Origin of the sequence: Rhodococcus globerulus NBRC 14531 (assembly GCF_001894805.1) — a bacterium.
Classification (GTDB): Bacteria; Actinomycetota; Actinomycetes; order Mycobacteriales; family Mycobacteriaceae; genus Rhodococcus_F; species Rhodococcus_F globerula.
Window position 1 is genome coordinate 520170 of sequence record NZ_BCWX01000002.1, and the last position, 21578, is coordinate 541747.

Genomic DNA, 21578 nt, shown 5'->3' on the forward strand with positions numbered 1-21578 from the left:
ACTTAATGAAATGAGTGGGTGCCACGTTGCGGGCCGAATATCGGCTCGGGTGGTGTTCGATACCGGCGGCAGGAATCCGGTGGAACCAGACCCGGTGTAGCAAGTGGTGCCGTCGCACACGTGAAAGCGGCTGATATGACTACTCAGAATGCGACTGCGGACACCGCAGCAGCGAAGGCGGAAGAAACTCTCATCCATGTTCTGTGGATCAACGCCGGGCTCAGTTGTGACGGCGATTCGGTGGCGTTGACCGCGGCCACGCAGCCGAGCATCGAAGAGATTGCACTCGGTGCGCTGCCCGGCTTGCCCCAGGTTGCGGTGCATTGGCCACTGATCGACTTCGAGTGTGGGCCAGAGGGCGGCGCCGACGATTTCCTGGAATGGTTCTGGAAGGCGGATCGGGGTGAACTCGATCCGTTTGTCCTTGTTGTCGAAGGGTCGATCCCGAACGAGAAACTGCACGACGAGGGCTACTGGTGCGGTTTCGGCAACAACCGCGAGACGGGGCAACCGGTCACGACCAGTGAGTGGCTGGACAGGCTGACCCCCAAAGCGACTGCGGTTGTTGCTGTCGGCACGTGCGCGACGTACGGCGGAATTCACGCCATGGCGGGAAATCCGACCGGCGCGATGGGCGTACCGGACTATCTGGGATGGACGTGGAAATCCAAGGCCGGTATCCCGATCGTCTGTGTGCCGGGATGCCCGATCCAACCGGACAATCTGTCGGAGACCCTGACCTATCTGTTGTACATGGCAACTGATCAAGCGCCGATGATTCCACTGGACGAATCGCTGCGACCACAATGGCTGTTCGGCGCGACGGTGCACGAGGGCTGTGATCGCGGTGGCTACTACGAGCAAGGAGAGTTTGCCACCGAATACGGTTCGCCCAAGTGCATCGTGAAACTGGGCTGTTGGGGTCCGGTCGTGAAATGCAATGTGCCCAAACGTGGTTGGATCAACGGAGTGGGTGGATGCCCCAACGTTGGCGGCATCTGCATCGGGTGCACCATGCCGGGGTTCCCGGACAAATTCATGCCGTTCATGGACGAACCACCCGGCGGCAAGCTTTCGTCCACCGCTGTGGGTATGTACGGCAGCGTGATTCACAGTCTGCGCCGGATCACCGGTCACACCTTGGACAAGGAACCGCATTGGCGCGAACGGGGTTCGAAGTTGCTCACCGGCGCCACTCGCACGTGGTGAACAACTCGAGATACATCGAAACTGGGAGGCACTGACATGACGGCCATCGTTCCCGAACCCACCTCTACCGCGGATCGTGACGGTCTGGTGGAGATGGCGTGGGATCCCATCACCCGCATCGTCGGAAGTCTGGGCATCTACACCAAGATCGACTTCGCGAACCGGGAAGTTGTGGAATGCCACAGCACGTCGTCGATCTTCCGCGGCTATTCCCTGTTCATGAAGGGGAAGGATCCGCGCGACGCGCATTTCATCACCAGTCGTATCTGCGGTATTTGTGGAGACAACCACGCGACGTGCTCGTGCTACACCCAGAACATGGCGTATGGCGTAAAACCACCGCATCTGGGCGAGTGGATAGTCAATCTCGGTGAAGCCGCAGAATACATGTTCGACCACAACATCTTTCAAGAGAATCTTGTTGCGGTCGACTACTGCGAGAAGATGGTGTCCGAGACCAATCCCGGTGTCCTGGCGCAGGCGGAGCACACCCGCTGCCGGCACGAGGATCAGCACGGTTACCGCACCATCGCCGACATCATGCGCACTCTCAATCCGTTCACCGGCGAGTTCTACCGTGAGGCCCTTCAGGTTTCACGTTCGACCCGTGAAATGTTCTGTCTGATGGAGGGCCGTCACGTTCATCCGTCGACGCTCTATCCGGGCGGCGTCGGAACAGTGGCCACCATCGAACTGATGACCGACTACATGACGCGGTTGATGCGCTACGTGGAGTTCATGAAGAAGGTCGTGCCCATGCACGACGATCTGTTCGACTTCTTCTACGAAGCCCTGCCCGGTTACGAGAAGGTAGGTCTGCGTCGGACTCTTCTTGGATGCTGGGGGTCGTTCCAGGATCCGGAATTCTGCAATTTCGAGTACAAGGACATGACCGAGTGGGGACGCAAGATGTTCGTGACCCCCGGAATCGTGGTCGATGGCAAACTGATCACGACCGATCTGGTCGATATCAATCTCGGTATCCGAATCATGCTGGGCTCTTCGTATTACGAGGATTGGAAAGACCAGGAGATGTTTGTCGAGACCGACCCTCTCGGTAACGCGGTGGATCGGCGTCACCCCTGGAATCAGCACACCAACCCTCATCCGCAGAAGCGTGATCTGGAGGACAAGTACAGCTGGGTGATGTCGCCTCGATGGTTCGACGGCAAAGACAATCTTGCTCTCGATACCGGCGGCGGCGCACTCGCCCGCTTGTGGAGCACGGCGCTGGCGGAGTTGGTCGACATCGGCTACGTCAAGTCCACCGGACACAGCGTGCAGATCAATCTGCCCAAGACAGCGCTGAAGGGGCCGGTCACACTCGAGTGGCACATCCCCGAACACGGGAGCAACACGCTCGAAAGGAACCGTGCACGTACGTATTTCCAGGCATACGCGGCCGCATCGGCGTTACATTTTGCGGAGAAGGCTTTGGTGGAGATTCGCGCCGGCCGGACCAAGACGTGGGAATCGTTCGAAGTTCCGGACGAGGGTATCGGCTGCGGCTTCACCGAAGCCGTCCGCGGAGTTCTTTCCCACCACATGGTGATTCGGGACGGCAAGATTGCGAACTACCACCCGTACCCGCCAACTCCGTGGAACGCGAGCCCGCGTGACAGCTACGGCACTCCCGGGCCGTACGAGGATGCGGTGCAAGGTCAGCCGATCTTCGAGGAGAACGATCGGGACAATTTCAAGGGTATCGACATCATGCGCACAGTCCGCAGTTTCGACCCGTGCCTGCCGTGTGGCGTTCACATGTATCTCGGTGGCGGTAAGACCATCGAGAAACTGCATTCGCCGACACAATCCGTGACGGGGGAGTAGCCCGTGGTGCACGGTGACAGGGAGCGCGGTGACAGGGAGCGCGGTGAGAACGCGAGCGGTGCACCGCCTGGTGACTACTGGCGTGGAGCGGGCGAACGCATCGAAACTCTGTTGCAGGCCAGCGCAGGGGGCGGACCGGTAGCACGTGATCGTGCAGAGCAACTGGTGCGTGAAGTAGTGCAACTCTACGGCGCAGCTCTCGAACGCACTGTGCACCTTGCGGATTCCGCGATGGTGGATGAGATGACCCGTGACGACCTGATCTCGAGCCTTCTGCTCGTGCATGGCCTACATCCGCACGACGTGGAAACCCGCATACGTACGGCGCTGGACAGTGTGCGCCCGTACCTCGGGTCGCACGGCGGCGACGTCGAGTTGATCGAGGTGACCGATGGTGTGGTGCGGTTGCGGCTGCTCGGTAGCTGCAACAGTTGTCCGTCGTCGTCCGTCACGCTCGAATCGGCCGTGCAGGACGCCGTGACGGCTGCGGCGCCCGAGACGAGCGGCATCGAGGTCGAGACCCCAACCGAACATGAGCCCAAAGCTGGTGTGATCTCGGCGCAGTCGCTGTTCTCGCACATCCACCACGACGCCGCCGGCCACTGGATCGGTGTGCCGGAGTTCGCCGAGGTCGGCGAAGGTGAGGTGGCAGGTTTTTGTGTCGAAGGCGCAGATCTGTTGGTATGCAGGCTCGGCGACACCCTGTACGCCTACCGCGATCACTGTCCGGTCTGTGATCGCTCGATGGCGGGGGCGATGCTGGAGCGAATGATGGGGCGACCCGCACGTAGCGGCGTGGTGCTGACCTGTCCGAACTGCGGCACTCACTACGACGTCCGAACTGCAGGCGCGCGCGTCGATGCCCGTGCCGGTGTTGATGCCGGGGCGGAACATCTTGCGCCCCTGCCGCTTCTACCTCGCGACGGGGTCCTGTCGGTGGCAGTGCCTGGCAGTGCTGCACCGGGAAGTTCAGCAGCTGACGTTCAGGTATCGGTGATGTAGTGGCAAAATCCACTGTGGGAGAGGTTCTCACGAGAATAGCGTCGGCGCGATCGGTGCCAACCGGTCCGCGATGCGAGATGTGCGCGGTCGGCATCGGCGAGGACCATCAGCATGTCGTCGATGTCTCGGTGCGCGCCCTGATGTGCGTCTGTCGACCGTGTTACCTCCTTTTTGCCCCGGTGGACGCTGATCTGCGGTACAAGGCAGTTCCGGATCGATACGATGAACTCGACGATTTCGAGCTGGGCCCTGGTCGATGGGAATCACTGGAAATTCCGGTGAATCTGGCGTTCTTCTTCCGCAATTCCGTGTTGGACAAATTCATCGCGTTTTATCCCGGTCCGGCGGGGGCCACGGAATCCGAGCTACCCATCGAAGCTTTCGAGGCGGTGCTGCGGGAAAATCCTCGAACGAGCACGATGCGAGCAGACGTCGAGGCCTTGATTGTTCACGTTGTTCCGGGCGAGGTGGCTCCCCGATGTTTCATTGTGCCGATCGACGCCTGTTACGAGTTGGTAGGGCGATTGCGGAAGGTGTGGCGCGGTTTCGACGGCGGCCAGGATGCGCACACCGAGATCGCGGAGTTCTTCCACAGAGTCGAGGAACGGTCGCGATGACCGCCTTGGAGTTCTCCGTCGTGGACATCATGGTCGACCCGTACGCGGTGACCCCCAATCTCGTAGTGAAACTGAAGATTTCGGAGTCCACCGGAACACCTGTCCGGGCGCTGGCCGTGCGAGCACAGGTTCGGATCGAACCACACCGCCGGCCGTACTCCGCATCTGAAGAAGACGCGCTGCTCGATTTGTTCGGTCGGCGTGAACGTTGGTCGAGTACGCTACGAACCTTCCTCTGGATGGAATGCTCGACGGTGGTCCAGGGGTTCTCCGGAGTCACCGCCGCCGATCTTCCTATGCCGTGTACGTACGACGTCGCGGTGACCGCATCCAAGTACATGCATGCCCTGCAGGACGGCACGGTGCCGGTAGTCGTGCTACTGAGCGGCACCGTCTTCACCGACGGCAGTCGCGGATTCTCGGTCGAGCAAATTCCGTGGGACAGATCGGCGTCGTACGAGATGCCGGTGGCCACGTGGAAGCACATGATCGAGACGCATTACCCGGGTTCGGGTTGGGTACGCCTCGATCATGACACCATTGCCGAACTCACCCGGTTCAAAGCCACACACGGTTACACCGACTTGGAATCCACGGTCGGCGCGCTCTTGGCGGGGATCGAGGTGCCGCAATGACACACGCGGGTGTCGACCATGACGTTCGAGCCGTAGCCGACGCGATCCTGTACGAGGGGTACCTGCTCTACCCGTACCGGGCGAACTCGGGAAAGAACCAGTCACGCTGGCAGTTCGGTGTGCTCGGTCCACCGGGGGCATCAGAGTTGGGTGTCGGTGAGCAATCAGGGATGTCGGCCCAAGCCGTCGTGGCCGCGGATGCCGGCGAACTGCGTGTCACGTTGCGGTTTCTCCACCTTCAGCGCCGAACAGTCCAACGACGTATCGATCCGGACGGCTGGGAGTCAGTGCATCACGTGACTTCCGGTGACCACGAATGGATTTCGTGGGACGAAGCAAGTGAATGTGAGATCGAGTCGGGTCCGTACCGGCTCACGGACCTTGGCGAAGGGCGAAGCCTGGCCTTCGAGGTTCCGGCCTTTTCGGAGATCGAACCGATCCTGGATGCGACCGGCGCATCTATCGGTCGGATTGTGCGCACCCGGGCTGCGCTGTCCGGACTCGTTGATCTTCGGGCTGCGTCGGGGAGGCCTGATCAGGTTGTGCTGTCGATGGATGTTCGAAACACCACCGCGATCGTGGCCGTCGACAAGCATTCGGCGCCGGCGTATTCCATGCTCGGGGCGCATGTGATCATGCAGTGCGATACGCCGTCGTTCATCTCACTTTTCAGCGTGAATGACGAGCAGACACACGAATACCCGTTGATTCAAGATCGGTGCTATCCGGTGTTGGCCGGTACCCCGAATCCAGCGTTGCCGGACCGCTCGACCACGGTTCTGGTATCGCCGATCATTCTGTACGACTTTCCCGTGATCGCGGGGCAAAGTGAAGGATCGCTGTTCGATTCCACCGAAATCGACGAGATCCTGTCGCTGCGCATTCTGACGATGACGGACGAGGAGAAAGCGCAGGCGCGGGCGACAGATCCGAAAGCCGCCGAGATCATCGATCGTTGTGAGGCCCTGACACCCGAAGGGTTTGCCGACCTTCACGGAGTGCTTCGTGATCCTCATGCCGGGCAGGAAGACGGGCAGGGAAACTCGGCTCCCATGCTTCCCGAAGTGCCAGACGGTGTCGACTGGTGGTCGCCCGAGGCCGATACGAGGGTGTCGCCGCGAATCGACGGCATCTTGGTGGGCGGTGTGCGGATAGCCGGGGGAAGCACCGTACGCGTGCATCCGTCGCGGCGGGCCGACGCTCAGGACCTGTTTTTCGACGGCAAGCTCGCTCGCGTTGCCACCATCCACGAAGACGTGGACGGCGACATTCACGTAGGGGTGACGCTGCTCGACGATCCCGCGGCCGACCTGCACAACTGGTACGGCCGCTATCTGTATTTTGCTCCGGACGAGGTGGAACCGGTGCCCGGAGCGCAGACGCAGAGCAATCGAGAGGAGAACACACAATGAGGGGCATGGGAATGCTGTCGACGGTACTTCTCGGCGCAACAGCGATCGCTGCGGCCGTCGTGTTGGTGGTGTCGATGCCGGATATTCAACGGTATCTACGGATGCGAAAGATGTAGTCACGCATGCGCGTTCTGGTTGCGGGTGTCGGGAATATCTTTCTCGGCGACGACGGGTTCGGGCCCGAAGTCGTGCGGGTGCTGCAACAGGAGCAACTGCCGGCGGGAGTGCAGTTGGTGGACTACGGAATTCGAGGGGTGCACCTGGCCTACGACCTTCTGGAATCGTGGGAGGCCTTGGTGCTGATCGACGCGCTGCCGCCGAGCGGGAAACCCGGCGCGGTCGAGGTATTCGAGCTGGAGGCCGAAAGGGATGACAGCACGGCAAGGTTCGACGCGCATTCGTTGGATCCGAACTCCGTGTTCTCCAGTCTGCGGGCGCTCGGTGGAACAGCGCCGCGAACGTTTGTCGTTGGTGCGCACGTCGAATCGGTGGACGAGGGGATGGGATTGACACCACAGGTTCAGGCTGCCGTGAGCGGCGCCGCGTCAGTTGTCATGGGCCTTGTCAGGTCGATGGCGGCGGACGCCGCAACCGCTGATCAGGGGGCATGACCATGTGCCTGGGTATCCCTGGACGCGTCGTGGCGCTGCTCGACGGATACGGCGGACAACTGGCGCTCGTCGATGTGGAAGGTGCGGCGCGCAAGGTGAATATCGGGATGCTCGATGAGAATACCGTCGGCGCAGGTGACTGGGTTGTCATCCATATGGGCTTTGCCGTCGAGAAGGTGGACGCGACCGGCGCTGCCGAGGCGCTTGCGGGTTTGGAGCTGATGGGTCGATCACGCCCCGAGGTCGAGGGCGAGGGCGGGGGCGAGCCATGATCACCGCCATCCGACTTCATGTTCAGGGGGTGGTGCAGGGAGTCGGATTCAGACCGTTCGTGTATTCACTCGCAACCGAATTGGGGCTGACGGGCACGGTGGGCAACTCGCCGCGAGGAGTGGTGATCGACCTCGAGGGCGAGGATCTATCGCTCGCGGAGTTCGCGACAGTACTGCGGGTGCGCCAGCCGCCGTTGGCCAGGATCGACTCGGTGGAGTGCGTGCCTGCTCAGGCGTGTGGGCGGGCCGGGTTTCGGATCGTGGACACGGACACGACGACTGCAGGGCGGACGTTGGCACCGCCTGATGTTGCGACCTGCGACGATTGCCTGCGCGAGATGGCCGACCCGGGGAACAGGCGGTATCGGCATCCGTTCATCACGTGCACCAACTGTGGTCCACGGTTCACGATCATCGAGGAACTTCCGTACGACCGGGCAGCGACAACGATGCGCGGGTTTCCGATGTGCTCGGAATGCGCGGCCGAGTACGCCGATCCACGTAATCGTCGCTTTCATGCGCAGCCGATTGCGTGTCCGCAGTGTGGCCCGACCCTGACCTTCGTCGATACAGACGCAGATGCTGCTGCCGTGCCCGTGAACGGCGAAAATGCCGTACACCGGGCGCGAGAGTTTTTGCGCGACGGCAAGATTGTTGCAGTCAAAGGCATCGGGGGGTATCACCTGGCGTGCGATGCCCGAAACGAGTCGGCAGTACAGGAACTACGAGCTCGTAAGCGCCGCCGCGGTAAGCCGCTTGCCGTGATGGTGCGAGATATCAACGGTGCGTACGCGGTGGGACGGGTCAACGAGACGCAGTCGCGGGCGCTGACCGAATGCTCGCGCCCGATCGTGTTGGTGGACAAGGCGTCGAAGTACGACCTTGCGCCTTCGGTTGCGCCGGGAATCCCGGACATCGGAATTATGCTGGCGTACAACCCGATCCAGAACCTCCTGCTCGGTCTTCCCGGTGATGCGGCTGGGCCGACAGCGCTGGTGATGACGTCGGCGAACCTCGGTGGTGAACCAATCCTGTTCCGCGGCACTGATCTGGAAAGAGTGTCCGCACTGGCAGACAGTGTCCTGACCCACGATCGCCCGATTCGGGTGCCGTGCGACGATTCCGTCCAGCGTGTAGTCGACGGCCGCCGAGTGATGCTTCGCCGTTCCCGCGGATATGCACCTTTGCCGATCGAACTGCCATTGGACGTCGCACCGATTCTGGCGGTGGGCGCAGATCTGAAGAACACCTTCGTGATTGCCGACGGAACGTCCGCCTGGCCGAGTCAACATATCGGAGACATGGGTGATGTTGCCGTGTTGGACGGGTTCGCGGCGGCCCGGACACACTTCGAATCGATTACCGGCGTCACCCCGAGTCAGGTTGTGTGCGACGAACATCCCCGGTACCACTCGTCGGCGTGGGCCAGAAGGCATGCGGCGGGACGGCCGGTGCGCACTGTGGGACATCATCACGCGCATATCGCCGCGGTGATGGGTGAGAACGGCTGTGACGGCTCCGAACCGGTTATCGGAATGGCCTTCGACGGAACGGGCTACGGAGCGGACGGAGCGGTGTGGGGCGGGGAGATGCTGCTCGCCACGTACAAAGGTTTCCGTCGTCTAGCGCATCTCGGGTACGTAGCGCTGCCGGGCGGTGACGCCGGCGTGGAACGTCCGTACCGCATGGCGATGTCGCACCTGCGTTCGGCGGGAATCGGCTGGGACAGTGAGCTTCCACCAGTTGCAGCGTGTCCGGCTCGTGAACGCTCCGTCCTCGGTCATCAGTTGGAGACGGGATTCGGCTGTGTGGAGACTTCCAGTATGGGGCGGCTTTTCGATGCCGTTGCCGCACTTGCCGGTGTCCGCCAAAGTGTGGAGTACGAGGCTCAGGCAGCAATCGAATTGGAAGGCATATCCCGGGGAATCGACTGCGGCAGTGAGTACTACGTGTTCGGTGAACGCGAAGATGCCGGCGGGTCGTGGATCGCCGATCCCGGTCCGGTCATACGTTCCGTGGTTGACGACTTACGGAACGGTGTGTCGGCAGGTGTGATCGGTGCGCGCTTCCACGAGAGTGTTGCGCGTTTGGTAGTGACCTGGGCGCAGGCAGCGCGCGCCGCAGCCGGCGTCGACGACGTTGCCTTGAGTGGCGGTGTCTTCCAGAATCCGTTACTCCTGGCGCGGGCGCGGGTACTGCTGTCAGACGCTGGATTCCGCCCGCTGACGCACCACGAGTTACCGCCGAACGACGGTGGTCTTGCGTACGGCCAAGTGCTGGTCGGGAGTTCGCGATGAAGTCAGGAGGGTAGCCATGTGTTTAGCCGTACCGGGACGTATCGAATCGCTCGAGGATCGTGACGGAACCACGATGTCCGTCGTCAACTTCGGGGGAGTCCGCAAAGAGGTGTGCCTCGAGTACATTCCGGGCGCCGCGGTCGGAGAGTACGTCGTTGTTCACGTCGGGTTCGCGATTCAGAGGCTCGACGAGGAATCAGCACAACGCACACTTGCGGAGTTCGAGCATCTCGGCGTGCTCGACGAGGAGTTCGGCGACGGATTTGCTCGCGCAGCCAAGGCTCTGGGAGTCGATCAGAAGGAGAATCAATCATGAAGTATCTGGACGAATTCTCCGACCCCGAGTTGGCCGGTAAATTACTCGATCAGATTCGCACACTCGCTACCCGCCGATGGGCGATTATGGAAGTCTGTGGTGGCCAGACGCATTCGATCATCCGCCATGGAATTGACCAATTGCTGCCCGAGCAGATCGAGATGATTCACGGGCCGGGGTGCCCCGTCTGTGTGACGCCGCTGGAGATCATCGACAAAGCGCTCGAGATCGCCGCTCGCCCGGACGTGATCTTCTGCTCGTTCGGTGACATGTTGCGAGTACCAGGTAGTGCGTCCGACCTGTTTCGGATCAAGAGCGCTGGTGGTGATGTGCGCGTGGTCTATTCGCCGCTCGACGCGCTGACCATCGCGAAGGAGAATCCGGACCGGGAGGTCGTGTTCTTCGGGATCGGGTTCGAAACCACTGCGCCCGCAAACGCGATGACCGTATATCAGGCGCACCGACTCGGCATCAAGAACTTCTCGTTACTTGTCTCCCACGTGCTCGTCCCGCCCGCGATGGCGGCGATCATGGACTCCCCGGAGTGTCGGGTACAGGCGTTTCTCGCCGCAGGTCACGTGTGCAGTGTGATGGGAACATCGGAGTACCCCGCTCTGGCAGAGAAGTACCGGGTGCCTATCGTCGTCACGGGGTTCGAACCCCTCGATTTGCTCGAGGGCATCAGAAAGACCGTGCTGCAGTTGGAAACCGGCAGGCACGAGGTGGAGAACGCCTATGCACGGGCTGTGACGGCCCAGGGAAATGTGGCAGCCAAGGCGATGCTCGACGATGTGTTCGTAGTATCCGACCGGACGTGGCGCGGTATCGGTCCCATCCCGGACAGCGGTTGGCAGTTGGCGCCGAAGTATGCGGAATTCGATGCGGAACAAAGATTCTCGGTAACCGACATTCACACCGACGAGTCATCGGTGTGCCGTTCCGGAGAAGTTCTCCAAGGCTTGATCAAGCCGAACGAGTGCGCTGCCTTCGGGAAGGAGTGCACGCCGCGTAATCCGTTGGGGGCCACCATGGTCTCGTCCGAAGGTGCGTGCGCCGCCTACTACCTGTACCGACGCTTGGAACTGCAGGAGGCGGGTCATGGGAGCTGACAACAGTGCGGTGGTGGACCCTGGGGCGTGGGTCTGCCCGCTGCCGCTCCGTGATTCGCCGAACATCGTCATGGGACACGGCGGTGGTGGCGCGATGTCCGCCGAGCTGATCGAGCACTTGTTCCTACCCGCATTCGGCGACGCGGCCGACGCGGAACTCGGAGACTCCGCGGTGCTCGACATCGGTGGCGTTCGGGTGGCATTCTCGACGGACTCGTACGTGGTCAAACCGATGGTGTTTCCGGGTGGAAACATCGGCGATCTGGCCGTGAACGGCACGGTCAACGACCTTGCTATGGCCGGCGCGCAACCACTCGCCATGTCGACTGCTTTCATTCTCGAGGAGGGGACGCCGCTCGCCGAAATAGCCACGGTGGCGGCCACGCTTGGCGACGCGGCTCGCTCAGCCGGAGTGCGTCTGGTGACCGGCGACACCAAGGTGGTCGACGCCGGTCACGGCGACGGAGTCTTCGTGAACACGGCGGGCATCGGCATCGTGCCAGCTGGTGTCGACATACGGCCGAACCGGGCCGAGGTCGGTGATGCAGTGATCGTCAGTGGTGACATCGGAGTTCACGGCGTGGCGGTGATGAGTTGCCGGGAGGGCCTGGAGTTCGGAACCGAGGTGCGCAGCGACTGCGCCGCACTGAACGGCCTGGTTGCGGACATGATCGCCACCGGCGCGGACATCCACGTCCTTCGCGACCCGACGCGCGGCGGAGTTGCAGCGACGCTCAACGAGATTGCCCAGGCGTCGAATGTCGGCGTTGCGATCGTGGAACGGAACCTGCCGATTCCCGACGCCGTTCGGGATGCCTGTGGATTGTTGGGTCTGGATCCGCTGTACGTGGCCAACGAAGGCAAATTGGTTGCGTTTGTCGCACCCACCGACGTCGACCTCGTGCTCGATGCCATGCGTGGACACCCGTTGGGAAGGGGGGCAACGGTGATCGGGGAGTGCGTGAGCGCGCACTCCGGAATGGTGGTTGCCCGAACCGCGCTTGGTGGCAATCGGGTAGTGGATCTCCCTGCTGGTGAACAGCTTCCGCGGATCTGTTGATGACCGGCGTTCACGTTAGCGGCCCGGCTCTGTTTGCGAGGTACGCATATCCGCCGAACGAATTGGGGTATTGCGGAGCCGACGATCCGTCGGCGCTCTTGCGTCAGGCGGCCGGAACGGTGACAGAGCAGGACCGAGGCCGAGCGCAACAGTTCGACGGTGCGTGGCCGTATCTCGAGGCACTGGCCCGGGCATCGGGCGTGGACGACCCACTCGACCCACGCGTGATCGAGGCTTACTGGTTGGGTGGGTCGCTGCTGGATTCGGTGAACTCGGAAGAGTTGGTGGCGCACCTACGGCATGAATTCGGGACGCGCAACGACGGAGGGTTGCTCCCAGATCTGGATCGCCGAGATCGCGCTCTTGCGCATCACAGTTTCCACGTTCTTGCCGTGTATCCGTGGGTGCGCCTTCTTCGGAAGCACGGTGCGGTGCCACTGTCCATCCTCCAGAACTGCCGAATCAGGTGGGGCGAAGTACGTGAAGTAGGTGACGAGTATGCCGAGGTGGAGTCCTCGCCGCTCGCGTTCGACGGTAACCGACTGACCCGCGGTCCGAAGGCGATCGAACACGTGCGGTGGAACGTCGACGGCATTCCACTTGCTCCCGCTCCGGTGCGAGGGAACGTGGTAGCGCTGCACTGGGATTGGCTGTGCGACAGCATTTCGGTGAAGCAAGCCGAGGCCTTGGATCACGCCGAAGAGGCGGCACTCGAGATCGTCAACCTGCGACTGCGGGAGCGCAGAATGTAGGCGCGTCAGGCGGTGCTAGTCCAACGACGCACAGGCAGTGCACCACGGGCGACCGTCGACGCCGTCGACTCGATCCGACGGGTTGATGCGCTCGGCAAGGATGCAGCTCTCGTTGTCGTGGTAGACGTCGAGATCGGAAGGAACCGTCGAGTGGAACGCCGGGACCTTCATGTGCACCTCCGTTGTGGCTCGTCAGGTTTCGAGCCGAATGGGCTAATGATCGCACCCTGGGCATCATTTCGCTCGACGGTGGCACGACCAGGTGGGGTGCTTTGTCTCACCGAGCATCCGATGTGTGACTCTGCCCTCTGCTCCGACGGCGCGCGCCGACGGGCGATCCCGCGGGGATAGGCTGAACACATGCGCGGAGAGTACAAGGTTCCTGGTGGCAAGCTCGTTGCAGTCGATGTCGAGGTCGAGGACGGGCAGCTGTCCGACGTAGCGGTTTCCGGCGATTTTTTCCTCGAGCCGGACAGCGCGCTGGATGACATCAACGGAGCGCTGACGGGTATGCCGGCCGATGCCAACGTGGAACAGCTGGCGGACGCCATCATCGCGACGCTCGACGAGTCCGTGTCGATGATCGGGTTCACTGCGGAGTCGGTCGGCATCGCGATTCGCCGCGCGCTCGGTCATGCCACCAGCTGGGCGGACCACACATTCGACGTCATTTCGCCGGCGGTCCTCGATCCCGCGATGCACGTTGCGCTGGACGAGGTCATCGCGCGCGAGGTGGCGTCCGGTGAGCGTCCGGCCACTTTGCGTTTCTGGGACTGGGATTCGCCGCTGGTCGTGATCGGCTCGTTCCAATCCGTACGCAATGAAGTCGACTCGGAAGCTGCTGCGCGCCACGGTATCGGTGTTGTGCGCCGGATCTCAGGCGGCGGTGCGATGTTCATGGAACCGGGTAACTGCATCACGTATTCGTTGGTGGTACCCGCGTCGTTGGTGGAGGGGCTGAGTTTCGAACGGTCGTACGCCTTCCTGGACCAGTGGGTGATGGGCGCGCTTGCCGAAGTCGGAATCACCGCGCGCTATGTACCGCTCAACGACATCGCCTCGGACAAGGGCAAGATCGCCGGCGCAGCCCAGAAGCGGTTCGCCGACGGCACAGTCGTTCATCACGTGACGATGGCCTACGACATCGACGCGGAGAAGATGACGCAGGTTCTGCGAATCGGCCGAGAGAAGATGTCCGACAAGGGAACCAAGAGCGCGGCCAAACGAGTGGACCCGCTCCGCTCTCAGACCGGAATGACACGCGCCGCGATCCTGACAGCGTTCGAGAATTACTTCCGATCGCAGCACGACACCCGCACCAGTGCCTACACCGAGGCAGAGTTGGCGCAGGCGCGTGAGCTGGTGGAGACCAAGTTCAGCACCGAGAAGTGGACGCACCGCGTGCCGTAGGGTGCGTCCACCTCGAGCTGTTTTCAACCAAGTTATGCGGTGTGAGGAGCGGGTTGCTCTTCGGTGGACGGAGAGTCGCCTGCTTCTGCACTGCGACGCGTCACGGTGAATGTTGCAGCGACGCAGAGTATTGCGACAACGAAGCACGCCAGCGTGTACCAGAGATTCCCGATCGGGTCTCCGTTGCTGGTCGAACCGTCGACGGCACCGAAGAAATCGGGTAGGGCGCTGGCCCAGAGAACGGCCATGATGCACAGGTACACCACGCTGTAGTACTGGACAAACCTGTTGGTGTACGGGGGCGCGTCAGACGGCTGCGTACGCAACCGGGTCCACTGGCGGATCAGCAGTGCTATCGCGACAACCGAGAGGATCACCAGCTCCGCTGCGTAGAGCACTCCTCGGACCGTGTCGCTCCCCGCGCCGAAGACTGTCGCGGGCAACGGCAGGATGAACGTGCCCACTGAGGCCAGGACGCCGATGACGATTGTGCGCCAAACCAATTGGAGCCCGGTGAAGTGTTGGCCGTCGTCGACGTGGCGGCCAACGAAGAACTGGACGCAGAATGCCAGCGACATCGGCCACAAGGCTGCGAACACAACAACGCTCGGCAGTGGGACGGCGTCGAACATCGGTTGGTTGATCGGGTTGGCTGTCGACCATTCCCACCACCGAAGCTGCGGTCCGAGATGGTCGAAGATCTCGTAGAACGCGTGGTGAACGAAGCCCACGCAGACTGCGCCGGCGAGCACACCGTACCGACGGAAAACGCCCAGCATCTTGACGATTTCGAAGGCCAGCGTTGCCATCAGCGGATAGATCGCGATGATGTAGAGGGGGAGTCTGCCCCACAGGAAATCGACGGTGAACACGTTGTGCGCGAACATCGTATCCACGTGCTTTTCGATGCCGAAGGCCGCGGGAAAGTACAGCGGCGGTTCGATGATGAACAGATAGGCGGTGGCGCCGAACCAGAGTACGAGATTGGTGGGATCGCCGTTTCGCCGCAAGCGCACGATCGCGAGAACCAGAGCGAGCACCGAGCCGATGATGATGGTCCACTCGAGAACCGGCAGAGTCCAGTTCTCGAGCCCGAAGGGATTGCGGATTTCGACCAGACCGCCCGCTTCTGCGCAGGAGAAGCCGAGTTCCGTGGCGAGTTGATCGAAGGTGGGGGAACAAAGATCAGCCATTGTTCGACCGCCCTGTGCTGTTCGATTCAGCTGTATACCAGCGGGTTACGTCGTATCCGGCTTCGAAACGTTCGAACCACACGTCGGCCAGGGCGGGCAAGTTCTCGGTGGCGGGGTTGTGCTTGGGCAGTTGGCTGCGGATAACTCCCCGCAGCGCGGTGAGTTGCTCGCCGAGCGGCAATACGTCGAACGCGCGAGACATCGGACCGTTGTCCTGCGCCTCGAGCCCGGGTAAACGCTTTCGAAGAAACTGCATGTTGCGATACGACGCGAACATGGCCATCGCGTCGACCTGCCGATCTTCGCGCGGCACATGCTTGTTGAAGCCCAGGGAGGCCAGCCTGATCACTTTCATGACGTGCCGGAAAATTGACGGTGCCATGCGCATCCGGTAGAGGTCGCTGCCGACGACGGAGTCGAAGATGATGAGGGCGGAACTTCGGTGTTCGACTTCCTCGACGAAGTGCCAGATGAACAGCGACGCAACCCTGTCGTCGCCGGGGCGGAAAAGTGCAGATTCGTTGTCGAGCATCAGCTTGAACACCGAGGTGAAGGTTGCTTCGAGGTCGGCGGTGTATGCCAGTCGGTAGTTCACCGACGTTTCTGCAGTGAGTTTGTCGAACTCGCCGACCACGTCGTCGAGAGTTTCCTGCAGACCGGGATATCGCCTGATCAAGCCCTTGACGTGCTGGCGATGTGCCGAAGAATGCTGTCCCTCTTGGCGCATGAACGCGTCGGCTTCCTCGGCAACTGCGCGATCCGTCAACAGCGGTTTGGTTTGCATGATGAGCTTGACGATCATCTTCTCGAAACCGATGGCCAGGAAAGAGACGGCATTGGCCATGCTCGAGAATGCCGGATTCTCCTCGTTCCACAGGAAGGGGACGTCGTAGTCCTCGAAAGCAAAATTCATCTTTCGGACGTGTAGATCAGTCACTTCTCGAAACCTCGTCTTTCCGGACGGTCGGGTAGGTGGCTGCCCGGATGCCCCGATAGCCACGCTCTGAATGTGACCATACACAGATTGGCGTTTGTGTATGGTCACAATTCCGTGATGCGCACAGAATTGGTGTCGACTGGCAGTGTTAGCCTGGGTTTCTCGATTCGAGTGAGGAATACAGGCAGTGGCGCGAAGACGTGGGTGGGGCGGAAATCCGCCAGTCGACGATGACGACGCAACTCGTCGAATCGTCACCGCGGCAGTCGATTTGATCGGGCGAACGGGCTCGGCAATCAGCATCGCCGATATCGCGGAGTCGCTGGGTGTGATCCGTCAGACGGTGTATCGGTACTTTCCCAACTCCGACGCCCTGATGCGCGCAGCGGCAATCGCATCGGTCGCCGGATTTCTGGATCGGCTCACTGCCCATGTGAGCGGCATCGAAGATCCCGTCGACGCGATGACCGAAGGCGTTGTCTACACACTGACCGAAGTCCGCAGAATCCCACATCTTGGCATCTTGCTGACGGGAACGTACTCGAACCTTCACCCCGACGGTCTCACATCGGATGAGGCTCAGGCCTTCGGAATTGCGATGATCAACCGCTTCGACGTCGATTGGAAGAAGTACGGCTACGACGACGCTGCTCTTCGGGAACTCGTCGAATACGTCTTGCGCACGATGCAGTCGTTTTTCATATCCCCCGGTAATCCACCTCGGAGCGACGACGAACTACGGCAATACCTGCGCCGTTGGATGGGCGCTGGGATCACTGCACAACCACAGTCCTAGATCACGGTCAGTACGATCGCTCCGGCGCAGGAAAGAACGACAACGATGATCGCCAGCAGATCAGCTCGACGCGGACGCTTCGGATAGGCGGCGATCAATCCCGTTCCGCCGCGTGCGGAGATGGCTTCACCCATCTCGGCGGATCTCCGGATCGCCACCGACATCGTGGTAGTGATCAGATCGATAATCGTGTTGTCGGACGCGCTGTGCACCACGCCTTTCGGCCGGAGTCGGCGAGCCGCGGCCAGCGTGAGCATTTCCTCGATCAGGAGGGGGAGTGAGCGAATGCAGAGCGCTGCCGCTGTTGCCCACTCGTCCACCGGGATTCGTAGGAACCGCAGCGGACGTCCGAGTGTCGCCAGTGCGGGTGCGACGTCGCTCATCGAGGTGGTCCAGGCCAACATCAGTGACGCGCACAGCAATATGATTCCGAAGGTGACTGCCCGAAGGTAGAGGTACACGGCGTCGAGACCGATCGGGAGATTGACCAGGGCGCCGCCCAGCAGTAGCAGCCATATCCACCATGGTGGGCGCGGGATTGCCGTCGGTGGAATGTGGCCGATGGCGGCAGTAATGGCGAGCAGTCCAGTGATCACGGCAATGGACGGCCACGACGGCGCGATCACCATGACAAGGCTGATGAGAACCACGGCAATGATCTTCGTGCCGGCCCATAGTCGGTGGATCGGTGAGGTGGTGGGAACTTCGCGCAGGAGTGTGGTCATCGCCGGGTCTCTTCCAGTGTGACGGGATTTTCGGTCAGGACACCGTCAGCGAGATGAATTGTCCTGCTGCACACGCCATCCATGCCGTCGACGTCATGGGAAATCACGACCAGCGCGGTGCCGTTGCGCCTGATCCAGGTCAGGACATTCATGATGGCCGCTCGCCCGGGTGGGTCGAGGCCTGCGAGGGGTTCGTCGAGGATGAGCATCTGGGGCTGTCGGACGAGCAGTCCGGCGAGCACCACTCTGCGCATCTGCCCGCCACTGAGTTGATCGATGCTGCGGCTGGCAATGCGGCGATCAAGTCCGACAGCGTCGAGTGCCCAGGAAACCTGCGTCGACCCGATTTCGGGCCCACCGGCGGCCTCGATGTCTTCGGATACGGTTCGACGTTGCAGTTGCAGCCGCGAGTGTTGGAAGGTCAAGCCCACCGAACCCACCTGCCGGGCAATCGGTTTGCCGTCGAACAATGCCGTGCCCGACGTGGGTACCGTTAATCCGGCCATGATCCAGGCCAGTGTGGATTTTCCGGAGCCGTTGCCGCCCAGGACCAGTACGCCGTCACCTGAGCCGATGGTGAGATTGACGTCGGACAGCGCGGTGCGCGACCACGGAGTCCGATTGTTGTAGGTGTGCGAGAGGTTCTTGATTTCGAGCAGGGCTTTGGTGCTGCGCGGCCAGTAGGTGGGAACCGTCGGCGCTCCGGTGCCGACCATCCAGCCCGGCTCATGTTCGATCTGCCGGCCGTTCTCGAGCTGGATAACCCGGTCTGCTTGGCGGGTGTCGGCCTGATGATGGGTGACAAGAACAACGGCCATATTGTGCCGACGGGGGAGAGCTGCCAGCAGTTCCACCAGTTCTTCTCGACCGGTGCGATCGACCATCGCGGTGGCTTCGTCGGCGATGAGCAACGCGGGTCGACGCGCGAGGGCAGCGGCGACAGCGAGGCGTTGCATCTCGCCACCCGAGAGTGACGACGTTTCACGCATCGCCATTCCACCCAGCCCGACTTCGGTCAAGAGCGCCTCGATGTCCGGAACATACTCGGGTTGCAGGCCCCACACCACGTCGTCGGCGACGCGCGTTCCGAGGATCTGGCTTTCGGGTCGCTGCAAAACCACCGCCGTACCGTCGCGATGTCCGAGTCCCGCAGCGCCAGGTCGAACCAGGAGTCCGGTGGACGGTGCCCGGCCGGCGAGAAGGCGCGTCAAGGTCGATTTTCCGGAACCGTTGTGCCCGACGACGGTGACAAATTCGCCGCGGTCGATCGAGAAGTTGATGTCCGTCAACGCCGGCGACGAAGAACCCGGGTAGGTGAAGCCGACGTGTTCGAGCGTCAACGGCAACGGGTTGATCGACCGGTCGTCGGGCGTCGTGGCCAGCGGATCCACCGTGGGAAGTGCGGCCAACCGATCGAGAACTGCGCCGAGAACAAAGTAGGAGACGACGGTGCTGATGATGATGCCCAGCGTCGCGGACGCGGCGATCCAGAGCCACCAGTAATCGATGATGGCTCCGATACTGCTTTCGATCGCATCCGCGATCCCGATGAAGTACGGAAATCTTCTGAGAATTTCCGCGACGCCGCGAGCCGTGTTGTCGAGTGAATCCAACAACAGATTTCGTAGCGGCGAGAGAATGAGCAGCAGAACTATCGAGAACAGGGCCAGAATCGGCCCGACAACGAACGACGCCAGTAGCGCGGAAAAGAATCCGCGCCCCCGCCTTTTTACGTTGCCGATAATTCCGCCCAGTAGGGCGCACAGCGCAACGGCTGAGGCAGAACCGGAGCCGGCGGCAACAAACGCGACTGCGGTGGCCGTAACCCCGGAGGCGACCACAGCGCGGATTCTGAACCGCTGAGCAACGATCCCCATCGGAACGGCCGCAACAAGGTGGAGAGCACTCGCCAGAGGAATAACTGTCGCGATGACGGAAAGAGCGACCGTGAATCCGGCCATCACGGCACCGGTCGCCACCTCGAGTGGACGCAAGTTGCCGGTTGGCTGAATTTCTGGGCGGTTGCTCACCAACTCCAGTGTGCCAGTCGTGACGAAACTCCTGTTGCACTGATGGTGAGCCCATCTGCCCGGTTGCGTAGGCTTTACCCCACAACAATGCATCGGACGGAGCGTGGAAGACGTGAGTGCAGCACCCATCAGGGTTGGGGTTCTGGGAGCCAAGGGCAAGGTCGGCCAGGCAATCTGCGCAGCAGTCGAGGCTGCCGCTGATCTGGAACTGGTTGCGCAGGTAGATACCGGCGATCCGATCGAGACGTTTGTCGACACCCGCACTCAGGTCGTGGTCGACTTCACACATCCCGATGTCGTGATGGGAAACCTGGAGTTTCTCGTGGCCAATCGCATTCACGCCGTGGTCGGCACTACAGGGTTCGACGAGAGTCGGCTTGCGACGGTGCAGTCGTGGGTCGACGCCCAGCCCACCACAGGGGTCCTGATCGCGCCCAACTTCGCGATCGGTGCTGTGCTGTCTATGCGCTTCGCGGCTGCCGCAGCTCGATTCTTCGATTCCGTCGAAGTTATCGAACTGCACCATCCTTACAAGGCTGACGCGCCGTCCGGCACTGCGTACCGCACTGCGGCGATGATCGCTGCTGCGCGGGCCGAAGCTGGTGTCGGTCCCAGTCCTGACGCCACGACCACTGAACTCGACGGTGCCCGCGGCGCCGATGTAGACGGTGTGCGCGTGCATTCGGTGCGCATGGCCGGGATGGTCGCGCACCAGGAGGTCATTCTGGGCACACAGGGCGAGACGCTCACCATCCGTCACGATTCCATCGACCGAAACTCCTTTGCTCCGGGTGTCCTGCTCGGCGTTCGCCAGATCGCGTCTCGCCCCGGCCTTACCGTCGGCATCGATTCGTTCCTGGATTTGTGAGCACTACAGAGCCGTGAGTACCAAGAACATGAACAACAAAACCACCCGCACGCTCATCTTGATCACGGCAATCTGCATTGCCTTGGCAGTGTACTTCGTGCTGCTCGGCCAACGCGGAATTCAGCTCATCCAAGACGGCGGCGGCGTGGCCATCGGCCTGGGGATCGGTGTGCTCATCCTGCCGTTCCTGGGACTGTGGCTGGTGATCGCAACATTGCGAGCGGGATTCACCCATCAGCGCCTGGCTCAGCAGATCCACGACGAAGGCTTGGCCGTCGATGCGTCGACGCTCCCGAAATTGCCGTCGGGCCGGATCGAGCGCGCAGCAGCCGACGAGTTGTTCGCGACGGTCAAAGTTGATTGGGAAGCTGATCCCGACAACTGGAAGCAGAACTTCCGTCTTGCCCGCGCCTACGACTACGCGGGTGACCGAAGCCGTGCCCGCGAAACCATGCGCCGGGCAGTGGAATTGGAACGACGCGAGCGCGGCAAGTAGA

Annotated in this window: 23 protein-coding genes; 18 read left to right on the plus strand and 5 right to left on the minus strand. The window is 61.7% G+C overall.

Translation table 11 applies throughout. The features are described 5' to 3' along the window. The first annotated feature begins 135 nt into the window (after positions 1–135). Genes RG2_RS11005 through RG2_RS11065 form a run of 14 tightly spaced genes read left to right on the plus strand, consistent with a single transcriptional unit; the run spans position 136 to position 13122 of the window. Positions 136–1209: an NADH-quinone oxidoreductase subunit B family protein gene (locus RG2_RS11005; protein ID WP_033234895.1), complete on the plus strand. Its 1074-nt coding sequence runs from the start codon at positions 136–138 to the stop codon at positions 1207–1209. A 36-nt stretch (positions 1210–1245) separates the two neighbouring features. After that, entirely contained in the window at positions 1246–3039 is a 1794-nt protein-coding gene (locus tag RG2_RS11010) for a nickel-dependent hydrogenase large subunit (protein WP_033234894.1), read from the plus strand. A gap of 3 nt (positions 3040–3042) precedes the next feature. After that, positions 3043–4041 (plus strand): NifU family protein, encoded by a 999-nt coding sequence (locus tag RG2_RS11015; protein WP_503826448.1) that lies wholly within the window; start codon positions 3043–3045, stop codon positions 4039–4041. Between the two features lie 14 nt (positions 4042–4055). Further along, a complete protein-coding gene (locus RG2_RS11020) occupies positions 4056–4658 on the plus strand; it encodes a DUF5947 family protein (protein WP_080711763.1) in 603 nt (200 codons plus the stop codon). Next, positions 4655–5293: a DUF6084 family protein gene (locus RG2_RS11025; protein WP_033234892.1), complete on the plus strand. Its 639-nt coding sequence runs from the start codon at positions 4655–4657 to the stop codon at positions 5291–5293. The genes RG2_RS11020 and RG2_RS11025 overlap by 4 nt, the downstream gene beginning before the upstream one ends. Beyond that, the gene (locus RG2_RS11030; RefSeq protein WP_033234891.1) at positions 5290–6705 is read left to right on the plus strand and encodes a hypothetical protein; all 1416 of its coding nucleotides are present in this window, start codon (positions 5290–5292) and stop codon (positions 6703–6705) included. The genes RG2_RS11025 and RG2_RS11030 overlap by 4 nt, the downstream gene beginning before the upstream one ends. Further along, the gene (locus RG2_RS32695; protein WP_371851312.1) at positions 6702–6821 is read left to right on the plus strand and encodes a DUF6893 family small protein; all 120 of its coding nucleotides are present in this window, start codon (positions 6702–6704) and stop codon (positions 6819–6821) included. The genes RG2_RS11030 and RG2_RS32695 overlap by 4 nt, the downstream gene beginning before the upstream one ends. 6 nt (positions 6822–6827) lie before the next feature. Then, positions 6828–7316, plus strand: a complete 489-nt coding sequence (locus RG2_RS11035; RefSeq protein WP_033234889.1) for a hydrogenase maturation protease — start codon at positions 6828–6830, stop codon at positions 7314–7316. Positions 7317–7318: 2 nt separating this feature from the next. Further along, complete coding sequence (locus RG2_RS11040) at positions 7319–7588, plus strand: HypC/HybG/HupF family hydrogenase formation chaperone (protein ID WP_033235014.1); 270 nt, start codon at positions 7319–7321, stop codon at positions 7586–7588. Continuing rightward, complete coding sequence (gene hypF / locus RG2_RS11045; RefSeq protein ID WP_033234888.1) at positions 7585–9885, plus strand: carbamoyltransferase HypF; 2301 nt, start codon at positions 7585–7587, stop codon at positions 9883–9885. Before RG2_RS11040 ends, hypF begins: the two co-directional genes overlap by 4 nt. Before the next feature lie 16 nt (positions 9886–9901). Further along, the gene (locus tag RG2_RS11050) at positions 9902–10201 is read left to right on the plus strand and encodes a HypC/HybG/HupF family hydrogenase formation chaperone (RefSeq protein ID WP_033234887.1); all 300 of its coding nucleotides are present in this window, start codon (positions 9902–9904) and stop codon (positions 10199–10201) included. Next, positions 10198–11310: a hydrogenase formation protein HypD gene (gene hypD, locus RG2_RS11055; RefSeq protein WP_033234886.1), complete on the plus strand. Its 1113-nt coding sequence runs from the start codon at positions 10198–10200 to the stop codon at positions 11308–11310. Before RG2_RS11050 ends, hypD begins: the two co-directional genes overlap by 4 nt. Continuing rightward, entirely contained in the window at positions 11300–12370 is a 1071-nt protein-coding gene (hypE, locus tag RG2_RS11060; protein ID WP_033234885.1) for a hydrogenase expression/formation protein HypE, read from the plus strand. Before hypD ends, hypE begins: the two co-directional genes overlap by 11 nt. Continuing rightward, complete coding sequence (locus tag RG2_RS11065; protein WP_033234884.1) at positions 12370–13122, plus strand: DUF6390 family protein; 753 nt, start codon at positions 12370–12372, stop codon at positions 13120–13122. Before hypE ends, RG2_RS11065 begins: the two co-directional genes overlap by 1 nt. Before the next feature lie 15 nt (positions 13123–13137). On the opposite strand, the gene RG2_RS31765 is transcribed toward RG2_RS11065, so the two are convergent. Then, positions 13138–13293, minus strand: coding sequence for a hypothetical protein (locus tag RG2_RS31765; protein ID WP_165826299.1), 156 nt, complete (start codon positions 13291–13293; stop codon positions 13138–13140). Positions 13294–13482: 189 nt separating this feature from the next. Between RG2_RS31765 and lplAB the strand changes: the two genes are divergently transcribed. Then, positions 13483–14532 (plus strand): lipoate-protein ligase LplAB, encoded by a 1050-nt coding sequence (gene lplAB / locus RG2_RS11070; RefSeq protein ID WP_033234883.1) that lies wholly within the window; start codon positions 13483–13485, stop codon positions 14530–14532. A gap of 32 nt (positions 14533–14564) precedes the next feature. On the opposite strand, the gene RG2_RS11075 is transcribed toward lplAB, so the two are convergent. Both RG2_RS11075 and RG2_RS11080 read right to left on the minus strand, forming a co-directional pair. Beyond that, a complete protein-coding gene (locus RG2_RS11075; RefSeq protein ID WP_033234882.1) occupies positions 14565–15725 on the minus strand; it encodes a hypothetical protein in 1161 nt (386 codons plus the stop codon). Continuing rightward, positions 15718–16662, minus strand: a complete 945-nt coding sequence (locus RG2_RS11080) for a metal-dependent hydrolase (protein WP_033234881.1) — start codon at positions 16660–16662, stop codon at positions 15718–15720. The genes RG2_RS11075 and RG2_RS11080 overlap by 8 nt, the downstream gene beginning before the upstream one ends. 187 nt (positions 16663–16849) lie before the next feature. Here RG2_RS11080 and RG2_RS11085 point away from each other — a divergent pair, with 187 nt between their 5' ends. Beyond that, positions 16850–17458, plus strand: coding sequence for a TetR/AcrR family transcriptional regulator (locus RG2_RS11085; RefSeq protein ID WP_033234880.1), 609 nt, complete (start codon positions 16850–16852; stop codon positions 17456–17458). Here the strand turns inward: RG2_RS11085 and RG2_RS11090 are convergent. Beyond that, positions 17455–18183, minus strand: a complete 729-nt coding sequence (locus tag RG2_RS11090) for an energy-coupling factor transporter transmembrane component T family protein (RefSeq protein WP_033234879.1) — start codon at positions 18181–18183, stop codon at positions 17455–17457. The genes RG2_RS11085 and RG2_RS11090 overlap by 4 nt on opposite strands. Then, on the minus strand, positions 18180–20213 hold the full coding sequence (locus RG2_RS11095) for an ATP-binding cassette domain-containing protein (RefSeq protein WP_080711753.1): 2034 nt from the start codon (positions 20211–20213) through the stop codon (positions 18180–18182). The genes RG2_RS11090 and RG2_RS11095 overlap by 4 nt, the downstream gene beginning before the upstream one ends. Positions 20214–20316: 103 nt before the next feature. Here RG2_RS11095 and dapB point away from each other — a divergent pair, with 103 nt between their 5' ends. Both dapB and RG2_RS11105 read left to right on the plus strand, forming a co-directional pair. Continuing rightward, a complete protein-coding gene (gene dapB, locus RG2_RS11100; RefSeq protein ID WP_033234877.1) occupies positions 20317–21081 on the plus strand; it encodes a 4-hydroxy-tetrahydrodipicolinate reductase in 765 nt (254 codons plus the stop codon). 28 nt (positions 21082–21109) lie between these two features. Continuing rightward, on the plus strand, positions 21110–21577 hold the full coding sequence (locus tag RG2_RS11105; RefSeq protein WP_033234876.1) for a hypothetical protein: 468 nt from the start codon (positions 21110–21112) through the stop codon (positions 21575–21577). Position 21578 lies beyond the last annotated feature (1 nt).

Bases quoted from the DNA above. Each gene is read 5' to 3' on its own strand.
- RG2_RS32695 (WP_371851312.1), top strand. From the start codon at position 6,702: ATGAGGGGCATGGGAATGCTGTCGACGGTACTTCTCGGCGCAACAGCG.
- RG2_RS11105 (WP_033234876.1), top strand. From the start codon at position 21,110: ATGAACAACAAAACCACCCGCACGCTCATCTTGATCACGGCAATCTGC.
- hypE (WP_033234885.1), top strand. From the start codon at position 11,300: ATGGGAGCTGACAACAGTGCGGTGGTGGACCCTGGGGCGTGGGTCTGC.
- RG2_RS11010 (WP_033234894.1), top strand. From the start codon at position 1,246: ATGACGGCCATCGTTCCCGAACCCACCTCTACCGCGGATCGTGACGGT.
- hypF (WP_033234888.1), top strand. From the start codon at position 7,585: ATGATCACCGCCATCCGACTTCATGTTCAGGGGGTGGTGCAGGGAGTC.
- lplAB (WP_033234883.1), top strand. From the start codon at position 13,483: ATGCGCGGAGAGTACAAGGTTCCTGGTGGCAAGCTCGTTGCAGTCGAT.
- RG2_RS11040 (WP_033235014.1), top strand. From the start codon at position 7,319: ATGTGCCTGGGTATCCCTGGACGCGTCGTGGCGCTGCTCGACGGATAC.
- RG2_RS11075 (WP_033234882.1), bottom strand. From the start codon at position 15,725: ATGGCTGATCTTTGTTCCCCCACCTTCGATCAACTCGCCACGGAACTC.
- RG2_RS11030 (WP_033234891.1), top strand. From the start codon at position 5,290: ATGACACACGCGGGTGTCGACCATGACGTTCGAGCCGTAGCCGACGCG.
- RG2_RS11050 (WP_033234887.1), top strand. From the start codon at position 9,902: ATGTGTTTAGCCGTACCGGGACGTATCGAATCGCTCGAGGATCGTGAC.
- RG2_RS11005 (WP_033234895.1), top strand. From the start codon at position 136: ATGACTACTCAGAATGCGACTGCGGACACCGCAGCAGCGAAGGCGGAA.
- RG2_RS11025 (WP_033234892.1), top strand. From the start codon at position 4,655: ATGACCGCCTTGGAGTTCTCCGTCGTGGACATCATGGTCGACCCGTAC.
- RG2_RS11035 (WP_033234889.1), top strand. From the start codon at position 6,828: ATGCGCGTTCTGGTTGCGGGTGTCGGGAATATCTTTCTCGGCGACGAC.
- hypD (WP_033234886.1), top strand. From the start codon at position 10,198: ATGAAGTATCTGGACGAATTCTCCGACCCCGAGTTGGCCGGTAAATTA.
- RG2_RS11090 (WP_033234879.1), bottom strand. From the start codon at position 18,183: ATGACCACACTCCTGCGCGAAGTTCCCACCACCTCACCGATCCACCGA.
- RG2_RS31765 (WP_165826299.1), bottom strand. From the start codon at position 13,293: ATGAAGGTCCCGGCGTTCCACTCGACGGTTCCTTCCGATCTCGACGTC.
- RG2_RS11065 (WP_033234884.1), top strand. From the start codon at position 12,370: ATGACCGGCGTTCACGTTAGCGGCCCGGCTCTGTTTGCGAGGTACGCA.